13 protein-coding genes are annotated in these 12172 nt (G+C 62.2%); 8 read left to right on the plus strand and 5 right to left on the minus strand.

Annotation, left to right across the window (positions count from 1 at the left end; all coding sequences use genetic code 11):
* The coding region (locus tag ACPQ6D_RS18725) for a hypothetical protein (RefSeq protein ID WP_423225872.1) at positions 1-195 on the plus strand (195 nt) is incomplete at its 5' end.
* A 32-nt stretch (positions 196-227) separates the two neighbouring features.
* Here the strand turns inward: ACPQ6D_RS18725 and ACPQ6D_RS18730 are convergent.
* From ACPQ6D_RS18730 to ACPQ6D_RS18750, 5 genes are all read right to left on the minus strand, one after another.
* Complete coding sequence (locus tag ACPQ6D_RS18730; RefSeq protein ID WP_423225873.1) at positions 228-1064, minus strand: c-type cytochrome; 837 nt, start codon at positions 1062-1064, stop codon at positions 228-230.
* A 59-nt stretch (positions 1065-1123) separates the two neighbouring features.
* Positions 1124-1903, minus strand: a complete 780-nt coding sequence (locus ACPQ6D_RS18735; RefSeq protein WP_423225874.1) for a c-type cytochrome — start codon at positions 1901-1903, stop codon at positions 1124-1126.
* Between the two features lie 19 nt (positions 1904-1922).
* Positions 1923-3485, minus strand: a complete 1563-nt coding sequence (locus ACPQ6D_RS18740) for a cytochrome b (protein WP_423225875.1) — start codon at positions 3483-3485, stop codon at positions 1923-1925.
* Positions 3486-3599: 114 nt separating this feature from the next.
* On the minus strand, positions 3600-4229 hold the full coding sequence (locus ACPQ6D_RS18745) for a QcrA and Rieske domain-containing protein (RefSeq protein ID WP_423225876.1): 630 nt from the start codon (positions 4227-4229) through the stop codon (positions 3600-3602).
* Between the two features lie 236 nt (positions 4230-4465).
* Positions 4466-4861: a metal-sulfur cluster assembly factor gene (locus ACPQ6D_RS18750; RefSeq protein ID WP_423225877.1), complete on the minus strand. Its 396-nt coding sequence runs from the start codon at positions 4859-4861 to the stop codon at positions 4466-4468.
* 610 nt (positions 4862-5471) lie between these two features.
* Between ACPQ6D_RS18750 and trpE the strand changes: the two genes are divergently transcribed.
* The 7 genes from trpE (at position 5472) to ACPQ6D_RS18785 (ending at position 12166) form a co-directional block, all read left to right on the plus strand.
* The gene (gene trpE / locus ACPQ6D_RS18755) at positions 5472-6950 is read left to right on the plus strand and encodes an anthranilate synthase component I (RefSeq protein WP_423225878.1); all 1479 of its coding nucleotides are present in this window, start codon (positions 5472-5474) and stop codon (positions 6948-6950) included.
* Between the two features lie 148 nt (positions 6951-7098).
* A complete protein-coding gene (locus tag ACPQ6D_RS18760; protein ID WP_423225879.1) occupies positions 7099-7542 on the plus strand; it encodes a four helix bundle protein in 444 nt (147 codons plus the stop codon).
* Positions 7543-7594: 52 nt separating this feature from the next.
* Positions 7595-8590 carry a tryptophan--tRNA ligase gene (gene trpS / locus ACPQ6D_RS18765; RefSeq protein WP_423225880.1) on the plus strand — a complete coding sequence of 332 codons (996 nt, stop codon included), beginning with the start codon at positions 7595-7597 and terminating at the stop codon, positions 8588-8590.
* A gap of 18 nt (positions 8591-8608) precedes the next feature.
* Positions 8609-9217: an anthranilate synthase component II gene (locus ACPQ6D_RS18770; RefSeq protein ID WP_423225881.1), complete on the plus strand. Its 609-nt coding sequence runs from the start codon at positions 8609-8611 to the stop codon at positions 9215-9217.
* A gap of 156 nt (positions 9218-9373) precedes the next feature.
* Complete coding sequence (gene trpD / locus ACPQ6D_RS18775) at positions 9374-10411, plus strand: anthranilate phosphoribosyltransferase (RefSeq protein ID WP_423225882.1); 1038 nt, start codon at positions 9374-9376, stop codon at positions 10409-10411.
* A 196-nt stretch (positions 10412-10607) separates the two neighbouring features.
* Positions 10608-11447: an indole-3-glycerol phosphate synthase TrpC gene (gene trpC / locus ACPQ6D_RS18780; RefSeq protein ID WP_423225914.1), complete on the plus strand. Its 840-nt coding sequence runs from the start codon at positions 10608-10610 to the stop codon at positions 11445-11447.
* Entirely contained in the window at positions 11444-12166 is a 723-nt protein-coding gene (locus ACPQ6D_RS18785; RefSeq protein WP_423225883.1) for a DUF554 domain-containing protein, read from the plus strand. The genes trpC and ACPQ6D_RS18785 overlap by 4 nt, the downstream gene beginning before the upstream one ends.
* Positions 12167-12172: the final 6 nt, after the last annotated feature.

A 12172-nucleotide genomic window follows, 5' to 3' on the forward strand; every position in this document is an offset into this window, starting at 1 on the left:
CAACCGGTGACGATGTTGTGTGGCTCTGAGAGCGTTACCCTGTCGCAGCCCTGCGAGGGGGCGGCGCTCTCCTATGCCAGCGTTGTCCGGCCAGGAGGCCGGACCTGCGAAGGCAGCGCCGCCTGGCCGGGACAAAAAATCCGTGTTCATCTGCATCAATCCGTGTCCTCATGGGACACGCATCAACACCGCTGAACACGGATTTTGTATGCCGTTTGCCCGGCTATTTATGCTGCGCGTGCGAAAATGACCACCGCAACCGCCAGGAGCAAGAGAATGCCCACCAGACCGGCGATGGCCCATCCGGGCAGCCAAACGCCCGACTGCGCTGGGACTGGCGTGGGGACGACGGTAGCCTCTGTGCTGGCAACCGGCGCCAGCGACAGTACGTAGGCCGTCAGGTTATTGACCTCGGCGTCGGTCAACGGCCCGCCCTTGGCCTGCGACCAGGCTGGCATGGCCGAACCAGAAATGCCGTTCACGATCGTGCTGCGCACCGACAGATCGGGGCGGATGCCGGCGAACGCCTTGGACAGCCGCGCGCCAATGCGGCCCTGGCCTTTGTCGCCGTGGCACATGACGCAGTTTTGTTCATACAACCCCGCGCCCTGCGTGGGGTCGCCCGCGACGTCGGCCAGGGTGGGGATGGGTGTGATCTCTTTGAGGGCCGGCGTCGGGAAGTCGCTGGGGCGCCCACCGCTCAGGCTCTCGATGAAGGCGGCCAAGTCGCTGATATCCTGCTCGCTCAGCGGGCCGGATGGCTGCAGCCAGGCCGGCATGGCCGTACCGGGGATACCGTTGGCGACCGTTTGGCGAATCAACGCGTCAGGCTGGATCGAAGAAAAGACACTGGAGAGCGTGGCGCCCACGCGACCCTTGCCATCTGGGCCGTGGCACACCGCACAGTTGGCGTCATAGAGTTGAGCGCCGTGCGCTTTATCGCCGCCGCCTTGTGCGCCCGCGACGCCGACCACGAGAAGCGCCAGCATCAGCCCAAGACCAAGCCAGATTTCGGGCCTGCGCGGGCTGAATATTCGAAAAGCGGTCACACGCTTGCTGTTCATGACTTATCTCCCTTGCGCAGGCGGGGTGGACATAACGCCAACCCCGCCTGCATTGGCGATTACTTCAGCGTGGACAGATAGGCAACCACGTCATTGAGTTCATCCGCGGTCAACGCCTGGCCGAAGGTCTTCGGCATGATGTTGTCCGGGAAGCCCGGCACGACGAAGGCGCTGGGGTTGACAATGGATTCATGGATGTATTCCTCAGCCGTCTTGCCCGGCACACGGGTGGCCGCAGTGGAGCCAATCTTGGTCAGCTCGGGGCCGACGGCGCCCGCGGCGCTGGTGCCTTCGATCTTGTGACAGCCGCCGCATGTGCCTTTGCCCAACACGATGGCCTTGCCACGCGCCACCGGATCGTTAGGCGGCGGTGTTGGCGTTGGCATGCCCATTTCCTGGCCGGCTGTCTTCTCGAAGTTGAGGAGATAGTCCGTGATGTTGTCAATCTGATCTGGGCGTAAGGGGCCGCCAAAATCCTGCGCCCACGGCGGCATGGCGCCGGCGTAGAGGTTTGGACGAGTCGAGACCAGGCGTCCACCAGAAATGGTGGACCTGATATAATCACGCAGGGAACCGGGGTAGCCAACTTCCTTCAACCGGCCGTTGAAGAAGTATTGATCGTTGAGCGGCGGGCACAGGCCCTGGATGCCTTTGGCCTGCGGGCCGTGGCAGGGTTTGCAGTATTCACCGAAGAGAAGAGCGCCTTCCTCGATGGATTTGCCTTTCTGCGACGCTTCTTCTGCGGCCATGCGGTTCGGCTCGCCAAGGCCGACAACCAGCAAGATGACCAGGGTCAGAATGGTAGCAACGATGCCTACCGTAATTTGCACGAGTTTCATAGGTTGTTATTCTCCTCGCCTACTCACGGTAGATTGAATCACGGTGTACATAGATGATCTTCTCGAAGGTATCTGTCTGGCCGCTCGATGTGTTGTCCCACAGGATACGCATCGTCAGCTTCTTCAGACCATCCTGCCAGTCTTCGATCACCACCACGGCGTGGCCGTTGGGCAGACCTTGAGACAGCTTCTTGATCTCGGTATTCATTTCAGCGAATATCTTGGCGAACTCGCCTTCCTTGGGATAGGACGCCGGGTCTGCGGTATCGTACTGGCCGACCGGCAGTTCTTCATACATCAGGCCGCGCACCGGGCCGACGCCTTCCACCGGGATGAATTCCTGGATCACCTCCTGCGCGGGCACGCCAGCCACACCGTAGTAGGGAGTGCCCATGTAGGACAGGATGACCATGAAGAGCGCGAACACCACGCCGGCCGACAAGATCAACTTGCGGTCGCTGGCGCGGCGGCTGGGGTTGAAATCTACGTAGGGCAGAATGGCCAGCCCGCCGAAAACCACGCCCGGCAAGACCACGCCCATGAGCGTTTTGTCCCCCAGTTTAAGCAAACCCTGAATCCAGAGGAAGTACCAGGGCGCCGTGGTATGGAAGGGTGTCACCAGCGGGTTCGCGTGATGCTCCAACGGAGCATTGTACAAGAATGTGGCATAGACCACCATCGCCAGGACGCTCAGCGCGACCAACATCAACTCATCCACCATCACGTCTGGCAGGAAGTAGACGCGCTTGTCAGCGGGCACGCGCTTGCCGGTGTCCTGGCCAACCTCTTCCTCGCGTGCCGGCAGCGAAATGCCGAAGTGCACCACTTTGTAGTAGTGGACGAAGAAGAAGATCAGGAGCAGGGCCGGGACGAAGAGCACGTGCAGCAGGTAGAAGCGCAGCAAGCCGTTGGCGCCGATGTCAGGTGCGCCGCGCAAGATCAGGTTGATGGCGTTGCCAACCGGCGCGGGCGGAACTGCTTCCGCCATGCTGGTGCCGATGGTGACAGCCCAGAAAGCCAACTGATCCCACGGCAGCAGGTAGCCGCTGAAGCTCAGGAAGAGGGTGGCCAGCAGGAGGATGACGCCCGTGAACCAGGTGAACTGACGCGGCTTCTTGTACGATCCGGTGATGAACGTACGCGCCATGTGTAAGATGACAACCACGACCATCGCTTCCGCGCCCGCGCGATGCAGGTCGCGCATCAGCGATCCCAGGGGCACATTGCTGAGAATCCGCAGCATGTCGCCATAGGCGGTGCGTGGGGTTGGCGCATAGAAAACCATCAGGAAGATGCCGGTAATGGTTTCGAGCAGAAAGAGGAAGGTGCTCAGCCAGCCCATGCGAAAGGTATGCGTCAACTTGGTGACGCTGGCGTGATAAAAAGACGGCTTGATGTGCAGCCAGAAGGCCTCCGAATGTAACTGGAGGCGGGGATTAGGACGTCCAGGGGGATCACCGCGTAGCATGCCGCGCAGGTCGTTCCAACTGAGGCCGGCTGTAAAGCGGGTAAGCGCTTCATCAGCCAGGGCTGCTGCGACCGGGCCAATGCCTTTGCTACGAAGATCTTGCAAAACACTCATAAAGGCTCTCCTTCAAGAGAATGTTCTGAAGAATGGCTTCTCAACAGTTCGTCAGATCAGCGCTGGCTGTGAGCAGGCGATCTTTCCAGTGAACCGTTGAGGCGCGCTAAAACACTACGACTTCTTGATCGGCGGTGCGCCCGGCGCTGGCGCTTGCTGCTCTCCGGCCGGCACTGGAACCGCGCCAGGGCGACTCAGGCGTTTGCCAGTGTCTACCACGATCGTCAGGTTGGGGTCGTTCACGGCTACAGCCTCGCCTGGCTTGGTTGTCTCGGCGACTACCTTGCCGGAGCCATCCTCGACCCGAATCACGAATTGGTCGAGACCACGCGCCGCAGGGCCGCGCATTAAACTGCCGTCAAGCCAGAAGCGGGAACCATGACAGGGACACTGAAAGCGGTAGTTGAGGGTATCCCACTCATACAGGCAGCCGAGATGGGTGCAGACCTTGTAGAGCGCCTTGACCCCCTCCTCGGTGTGCACCAGCCAGAACTTGCCTGTCGTATTCGCCACAGGCGCCGCGTTGACTGGGGGCAGCGCGGACGCCGGACCAAGGTTGAACGCGCCGCCAAACTCGCCTGCTTTGAAACGAGGCAGGCCATACGCGTATGAAGCAACGCCGCCTCCGGCCGCCAGCAGGCCCAGGGTCGCCCCCCAGGCATACATGAGAAACTCACGGCGAGACACGGCGCCGGGGCTGCTCACCTCAGCGGTCGGTTTCTTGGCTGTTTTGGGTTCTGCCATACCGAACTGAGCCTCCTTCTGTTAATCCGTTTACGCTGAACAATCTAGTGAATGGGTAGGACGGGCACACAAGCTGGTCATATGCATGGCGCATGACGCGATGCGTAATGACACAACGAATTAGTCCAATTATATCATGATTGACCGATACTCACAAACTTGCGCCATTCAGAACAAACGCTGCTGCCGCCTTGCCCTATCAACGGCGCAACGGCCAATCTGCTTGCGGGTCGCTGTTAACGGCCAAAGAGACGCGTCAACAGGCCAGGTTTTTTGGCTGGCGGCGGCGGTGAGGGCGGTGGAGGCGGTGGAATGGGGAGGACAGCCTCTTCGTCATCCAGGCCCAGTTCAGCGCGCAGGGCTGGCGACATGAGTGCAATGCTCCACGCCGGCTCCCAGACGACATTGACGTTGACGCTTGACGCGCCTGCCTGCTGCACCGTCTCGGTCACGTCTTTGATGATCTGTGGTCCCATAGGGCAATGCGGGGTGGTCATCGTCATGGTTACGGTGACCTGCTGGTCAGGATTGACCTCGATGCCATACACGAGACCCAAGTCTACGATGTTCAGAAACAACTCCGGGTCAATCACCCGCGTCAGAGATTGACGCAGGGAATCAGGCGACAACATGAGCAAGCTCCTTCAGGATTGGTTGCCACCGCGGCAGCCGGCTGGCTGCAGTGGCAAGGTCAGGCCGGCGTAACCGTCCGTCACGTAAGCCATTCGTGGGGCTGATTGTAGCGCATGCGTGCGCAGTTGGCAACTGAAATTCGTGGTTTGACAAAGCCAGGCGCGTGTGGTAAATTCCCATCACATTCAACACAACAATCAGCAACGAACCGGAATAGTAACCGCCAAAGCGAGTTCCAGAGAGTCTCCCCTGGGTGTAACGGAGACAACCGCGCAGGCAGCGAATGGGCCGGGAAGCTGCGTACCGAACGCTTACGCCAGTAGGCTACGCCGGAGACGCCACCGTTACCAGGGCGCGCGGTATCGAGGCATCTTCGCAGGCGATGATGCGCTCTGTACCTGGCGAGTGAGGTTCATCAACCTGGCCTGGCATGGGCAGGCGCAGTTTGGCGGCCTAAGCGGGGTGGCACCGCGGGAAATTCCAACTCCCGTCCCTGGCAGTCAATATGCTGCCGTGGGACGGGAGTTTTTTGTTGCCGTTGATTTGCGCGGTAATCCGACGGATTGCCGCCTACCAGGAACGTTCAAGACGCACCAAGGAGAAAGCCGCATGGTCAAACCAACCCTCGACGAGTTCAAATCGCTTACAGGCCAGGGGAACCTGGCGCCGGTCTACCAGGAACTGCCCGCGGATCTGGAGACGCCGGTGTCGGTCTATCTCAAGCTGCGTAATGGCGGACCGTCATTTCTTTTGGAGTCGGTGGAGCGCGGGGAGCAGTTGGGTCGCTATTCGTTCATTGGCGTCCATCCGCCCCTGGTGGTGACGGCTCACGGCGAGACGGTAACGATCCAGAGCGCGGCCGGCGCGGTGTTGGAGACACGCGTGGTTCCTGATGATCCCCTGGCCGCCGTCGCTGATCTTCTCCATCGCCGGCGCCCGGTTGAACTGCCCGGCCTGCCTCGTTTTACCGGGGGCGCCGTGGGCTTTCTGAGCTATGACTGGGTGCGCTTTATCGAGCGGCTGCCGCAAACCGCGGCCGATGACCTGCACCTGCCAGAGTACATTTTCCTGCTGGCCGATAACCTGGTGATCTTCGATCATGTGCGCCATCGCCTCCTGGTGCTGGCCAATGCGCGGCTCGAAGGCGACCTGCTCGACAACTACGCCGACGCGGTGGCGCGCATTGACAGCATCGTGGCGCGCCTGCGCCAACCGCTGACGCCGCCCGTGATCCCAGAGACGGTCAGCGGCGCGCCGTGGCGCAGCAACTTTAGCCAGGCCGAATTTGAAACGGCTGTGCGGCGGGCCAAGGAATACATTGCCGCGGGCGACATTTTCCAGGTCGTGCTCAGCCAGCGTCTGCAGCGTGACACGGACGCGGACCCCTTTACGATTTACCGGGCGCTGCGCATGCTCAATCCATCGCCGTACATGTTCTTTCTGGAGTTGGCCGATGATCTACACATTGTCGGCTCCTCGCCGGAGATGCATGTACGCCTGGAAGGGCGCACCGCGCAGTTACACCCCATCGCAGGCACGCGCTGGCGCGGGGCGTCGCCTCAGGAAGATGCCCGCCTGGCCGCGGAGCTGCTGGCCGACCCCAAAGAGCGCGCCGAGCACGTCATGTTGGTGGACTTGGGCCGCAACGATTTGGGCCGCGTCAGCGAGTTTGGCACGGTCAAGGTGCCGCTCATGATGAACGTTGAGCGCTACAGCCACGTGATGCACATCACCAGCGATGTACAAGGCGCGCTGCGGCCGGAGCAAGACGCGTTCAGCCTGCTGCGCGCCACCTTCCCCGCCGGCACCTTGAGCGGTGCGCCCAAAGTACGCGCCATGGAGATCATCGAGGAATTGGAAGGCGTTCGGCGTGGGGCCTACGGCGGCTGTGTCGGCTATATTGATTACGACGGCACCATGGACACCTGCATCACCATCCGCACCATCGTCATGCACGGCAAGACCTGCTATCTGCAAGCCGGCGCCGGCATCGTCGCCGACAGCGACCCGACGGCCGAGTGGCAAGAGAGCATGAACAAGGCCAAAGCCTTAGCGGTGGCGGTAGAGCAGGCGGAGCATGGACTATAGAGACCAGAGACGGGAGACCAGAGACCGGAGTGGGGGAGTTGGATGGAGTAGAGCGAGGATCGCCAGTTCGGTAGGTGTGGCGTGACTTGCTTCAGACAGGTTGTGCATGATCGTGACAGGCGTATTGCGGGAGGCGGGGGAAGTGGCTGTGGCGACGACGTTGGAGGAGTTGGATTTGCTTAGGGATGCTGAGCGTATTGCGGACGCCGTGTGGGAGATGGTCAAATCATGGCAGAGTTTCGAACGCCAAACCGTCGGTAGCCAGATTGTGCGATCCGCCGACTCGATTGGCGCCAACATTGCCGAGAGCTATGGGCGCTATCATTTCGGCGACAAGATCCAGTTCTTGTACTACGCCCGCGGCAGCCTGTTCGAGACCAAATACTGGTTGCGCCGCTGCATGCAGCGCGAGCTCATGGCTGCGGACCAATTCACCAATGACGCCCAGCGTCTCGAGGACCTGGCGCGCGGCATCAACGCTTTCGTCAAGGACCTGCGCCGTCAACAGCACCTGTCGCCCCCCGCCAAAACCGTCGTCAAGGAACCAGATCCTATCTACGATACAACACCCCCCGCGATCTCTAATCTCTGATCTCTGATCTCTGATCTCTGATCTCTGATCTCTGATCTCAAGGAAAGGAATTATGACCAAAAAGAAACGTGTCTTCTCCGGCATTCAGCCGTCCGGCAACATTCACCTGGGCAATTACCTGGGTGCGATCACGCAGTGGGTGGCGTCACAGGATGCCTACGACAATATCTTCTGCATCGTGGACTTGCATGCGATCACCGTTCCGTACGAGCCGCAGTCGCTGCTGGCGAAGACGCGCGAGCTGGCCGGACTCTACCTGGCCTGCGGCATTGACCCACAGAAGAGCGCGATCTTCGTGCAGTCGCACGTGCGCGAGCACACCGAGCTGACCTGGCTGCTCAACTGCCTGACGCCCCTGGGGTGGCTGGAACGCATGACCCAGTACAAGTCGAAGGCGCAGAAGCAGGAGAGCGTAGGCACCGGCTTGCTGGATTATCCTGTGCTGATGGCCGCGGACATTCTACTCTATGATACGAACCTGGTGCCGGTGGGCGAAGATCAGAAGCAGCATGTGGAGCTGGCGCGCGACATCAGCCAGCGCGTCAACTTCCTGTTTGGCGACATCTTCGTAGTGCCCGAGGTGGTCATTCGCCAAAGCGGCGCGCGCATCATGGGCTTCGACAACCCGGAACAGAAGATGAGCAAGAGCGACAGGGGCCAGTTTCACGCCGTGAATTTGCTGGATGATCCCAAGCTGGTGCGCAAGACGATCATGCGCGCCGTGACCGATTCCGGCAGCGAAACGCGCTTTGCCGAGGCTGGCGCCGGGGTGCTCAACCTGCTGACGATCTTTGAGATTTTGAGTGGATGGGAGCGGCCGCGCATCGAGGCGCACTTCGAGGGTAAAGGCTATGGCTTTCTGAAGAAGGAGGTCGCTGAGATCGTCCTCGCGGCGCTGGAGCCAATCCAGGCGCGCTATCGCACCTACGCCGATGATCCGGCCGAATTGGATCGCATTCTCAAACAAGGCGCAGACAGCGTCCGGCCCCGCGCAACGGCCACGGCCAACCGGGTAAAGACGGCGATGGGTTTTGTGCTACCGACCTGAACCACGGAGGCGAGGCCGATGATTGCTTTTATTGACAACTACGACAGCTTTACCTACAACCTGGTGCAGTATGTGGGCGAGATCATCATCCAGGAGAAACTGGGCGATCCGCATGATCTTCTGCGCGTGTGGCGCAACGACCAGGTGACGGTGGATGAACTGGCCGCGCTGGCGCCCAGCCACATCATCGTCTCGCCTGGCCCCGGCACGCCTGAACAGGACTCCGGCGTCTCCAACGCCGTCATCGAGCGTTTCTACGCCACGACGCCGATCCTGGGCGTTTGCCTGGGACATCAGTGCATGGGCTACGTGTTCGGCGGGCAGGTCGTGCGCGCGCCGCGGCTGATGCACGGCAAGACCTCGCCGGTGTATCATACCGGCCGCGGCATCTTCAACGGCTTGCCCAGCCCCTTCACCGCCACGCGCTACCATTCGTTGATCGTGCTGGAGCCGCTGCCCTCTGCGCTGGAAGTGATGGCTTTCACGGCCGAAGGCGAGGTGATGGGACTGCGCCATCGCCAGTATCCGCATGTGGTCGGGGTGCAGTTCCACCCCGAGTCCATCTTGACCGAGGGCGGCAAGGACCTGCTGCGCAATTTTCTGGCTCTGAAGCGGATGAGAGTGTAGAGAACGGAGATCAGAGACCGGAGACCGGGAGTGAGTTGGTCGCGGGTGGGTTTCTGTGCGGATTGGTGCGGGCGCAGGGACGGCGCCACGCGGCCGCTGTTCAGCACTTTGTACTATGCGTTCAGCATTCCGCTTTCAGTGTTGGTAGGGGGGCCGATGATTCAAGAAGCAATTGCCAGACTGTTGGAACGGCAGGACCTCAGCGAGGATGACGCGTTCGCTGCCATGAACCAGATCATGCTGGGCGACGCGACGCCTGCGCAGATTGGCGGCTTCCTGGTGGCGCTGCGCATGAAAGGCGAAACCGTCGCGGAGATTGCCGGCTGCGCGCGGGCGATGCGCGCCAGCGCGATTCCGGTGCGGCCCCGCCGCGTGGATCCGAACGACCTGGTAGACACGTGCGGCACGGGCGGCGATCACGCGGGCACCTTCAATATCTCGACCACGGCCGCTTTCGTCGTGGCGGGGGCGGGGGTTCCTGTCGCCAAGCATGGCAATCGTTCGATCACCAGCAAATCGGGCAGCGCCGATGTGCTGGGCGCGCTGGGCGTCAACCTCGACTTGACGCCGGAGCAGGTGGCGGCCTGCATTGATGAAGCCAACATTGGTTTCCTTTTTGCCGTCAAGCACCATCCGGCCATGCGCTTCGCCATCGGCCCGCGACGCGAACTCGCGGCCCGCACCGTCTTCAACCTGCTTGGCCCGCTGACCAATCCGGCCGGCGCCAGGCGTCAGGTCATCGGGGTCTATGATCCTGCCCTGACCGCGGGACTGGCCGGCGTGTTGGGACGGATGGGCAGCCGCGCCGCATTCGTGGTTCACTCCCTGGCCCCAGGCGGCAAACCCGGCCTGGATGAACTGAGCACCACGGGCCTCAACCGGGTCAGCCAACTGCACCCTGATGGGCGCGTCACCACGTTTGATCTCGATGCGCGCGATCTCGGCCTGGCGCCGGCCGCCCTGGACGATCTGCGGGGTGGGGACGCCGCGGCGAATGCGGCGATCACGCGCAGCATCCTGGATGGCTCCGTGCCGGGCGCGCCGCGGGATGTGGTGCTGCTCAACGCGGCCGCCATGCTGACCACAATCAGCGGCGACTGGGCGGATGGCCTGGCCCGCGCACGGGTCAGCCTGGAGAGCGGCGCCGCGCTGCGCAGTTTGCACAAGCTGATTGCGGTGAGTCAGCGGGCGTAAGTGCAGAGCGCAAAATGCAAAATGCAGAGCGCAAAATGCTGAAGACAAAGCGTAGAGTGCAGGGGAAAGAGTGGAAGAGAGAAGTGCGAAGATGGAAAATGGACGGGGAGACGCCGCGCGTGGGGGTGAGGAAGCGAAGGGGCGAGTGGGCAGCCCGCTTCACGGGGGAAAGCAAGAGCGTTTGATGCAGCGGGGAATGTTCCTGGATGAGATCATGGCGCATAAACGCGCAGAGCTGCCCAGGGAAAAGCATGAGGTGCCGCTGGCCGATCTGCGCGCCGCGGCGGCGATTGCGGAGCCGCCCCGTGACTTCGCGGCCGCCCTGCGCCCGGTCGGCGGCCCGCCTGGCGTACGGCTCATTGCCGAGATCAAGCGTGCGTCGCCCTCGCGTGGGCTGCTGTGCCACGATTTCGACCCGGTGCGCCTGGCGGACGTCTACCGCGCCAACGGCGCCGCCGCCATTTCTATCCTGACCGACGCCCGCTTCTTTCAAGGCGACCTTGTACATCTCAGCCAGGTGCGCCAGCATTTCATGCGGCCAGGCCAGGTTGGCGCCGGACGCCCGCTGCCGCTCCTGCGCAAGGATTTCATCTTTGACCCCTACCAGGTGTGGGCCGCGCGCGAAGCCGGCGCAGATGCCTTGCTGCTGATTGTGGCCGTGCTCAGCGACCGTGAGCTGCGCAGCCTGCTGGCCGAAACCGAGCGCCTGCACATGCAAGCGCTGGTTGAAGTGCATGACGAGAACGACGTGACGCGCGGCCTTGCCGCCGGCGCGCACATCATCGGCGTCAACAATCGCGACTTGCAGACGTTTGCCGTGGACCTGGCGACCACGGAACGTCTGCGCCCCTTGGTGCCGCCGGATGTGATTTTCGTAGCCGAAAGCGGCATCCATACGCCCGACGATGTGCGGCGCCTGCGCAACCTGGGCGTGGATGCCATGCTCGTGGGCGAGTCGCTGGTCAAGGCGGCGCCTGCGGCGCGCCCGGGCCGTGTGCGTGAACTGGCGCAGGCCGGCCTGGCAGCCGCCTCATGACCGGCACCCTGCTCAATATCCTGACCGTTGTCATCGGCGGCAGCCTGGGCAGCCTGCTGGGCAACCGTCTGCCGGACAAGACGCGCGAGACAGTGCTCGCCGGCCTGGGCCTGATGACCGGCGTCGTGGGCATGAGCATGGCCTTGCAGACCAAGAACGTGCTTATCCCCATGTTCAGCGTGCTCCTGGGCGGCGTCCTGGGTGAATGGGCGCGCCTGGAAGATCACCTGGAGGCTCTGGGGCGCTGGCTGGAACGCCGCGTGGGGCAGCGCATGGGCAGCGGCGAACGCAGCGTCACGCGCGCGTTTGTCACCGCCAGCCTGGTCTTTTGCATTGGCCCGATGACCATCCTCGGTTCGATCCAGGATGGTTTGACCGGCGATTTCCAACTCTTGGCGGTCAAGTCGCTGCTGGACGGCTTCGCCTCCCTGGCTTTTGCCGCCACGCTGGGGCCAGGTGTGATCCTTTCGGCGCTCACCATTCTGGCGGTGCAAGGCAGCGTGACCGTGGCTGCCGCCCTGCTTGGCTCGGCGCTCGGCGAAGTCACGCGCCTGACGCCGTGGGTCATCGAGATGACCGCGACGGGCGGCGTGCTCGTTTTAGGCATCAGCCTGCTCCTGCTCGATCTACGTCGCGTGCGCGTCGGCAACCTGATGCCGGCCGTGTTCCTGGCGCCGTTGATCGTCTTCGGCTTGCAGGCGCTGCACATCAGCTATTGAGGGCGC

It is taken from the genome of Candidatus Amarolinea aalborgensis (assembly GCF_900491745.1).
In the GTDB taxonomy this organism is placed as follows: Bacteria; Chloroflexota; Anaerolineae; order SSC4; family Amarolineaceae; genus Amarolinea; species Amarolinea aalborgensis.

Bases quoted from the DNA above. Each gene is read 5' to 3' on its own strand.
- trpS (WP_423225880.1), top strand. From the start codon at position 7,595: ATGACCAAAAAGAAACGTGTCTTCTCCGGCATTCAGCCGTCCGGCAAC.
- ACPQ6D_RS18730 (WP_423225873.1), bottom strand. From the start codon at position 1,064: ATGAACAGCAAGCGTGTGACCGCTTTTCGAATATTCAGCCCGCGCAGG.
- ACPQ6D_RS18785 (WP_423225883.1), top strand. From the start codon at position 11,444: ATGACCGGCACCCTGCTCAATATCCTGACCGTTGTCATCGGCGGCAGC.
- ACPQ6D_RS18735 (WP_423225874.1), bottom strand. From the start codon at position 1,903: ATGAAACTCGTGCAAATTACGGTAGGCATCGTTGCTACCATTCTGACC.
- ACPQ6D_RS18745 (WP_423225876.1), bottom strand. From the start codon at position 4,229: ATGGCAGAACCCAAAACAGCCAAGAAACCGACCGCTGAGGTGAGCAGC.
- ACPQ6D_RS18770 (WP_423225881.1), top strand. From the start codon at position 8,609: ATGATTGCTTTTATTGACAACTACGACAGCTTTACCTACAACCTGGTG.
- ACPQ6D_RS18740 (WP_423225875.1), bottom strand. From the start codon at position 3,485: ATGAGTGTTTTGCAAGATCTTCGTAGCAAAGGCATTGGCCCGGTCGCA.
- trpD (WP_423225882.1), top strand. From the start codon at position 9,374: ATGATTCAAGAAGCAATTGCCAGACTGTTGGAACGGCAGGACCTCAGC.
- trpE (WP_423225878.1), top strand. From the start codon at position 5,472: ATGGTCAAACCAACCCTCGACGAGTTCAAATCGCTTACAGGCCAGGGG.
- ACPQ6D_RS18750 (WP_423225877.1), bottom strand. From the start codon at position 4,861: ATGTTGTCGCCTGATTCCCTGCGTCAATCTCTGACGCGGGTGATTGAC.
- trpC (WP_423225914.1), top strand. From the start codon at position 10,608: ATGTTCCTGGATGAGATCATGGCGCATAAACGCGCAGAGCTGCCCAGG.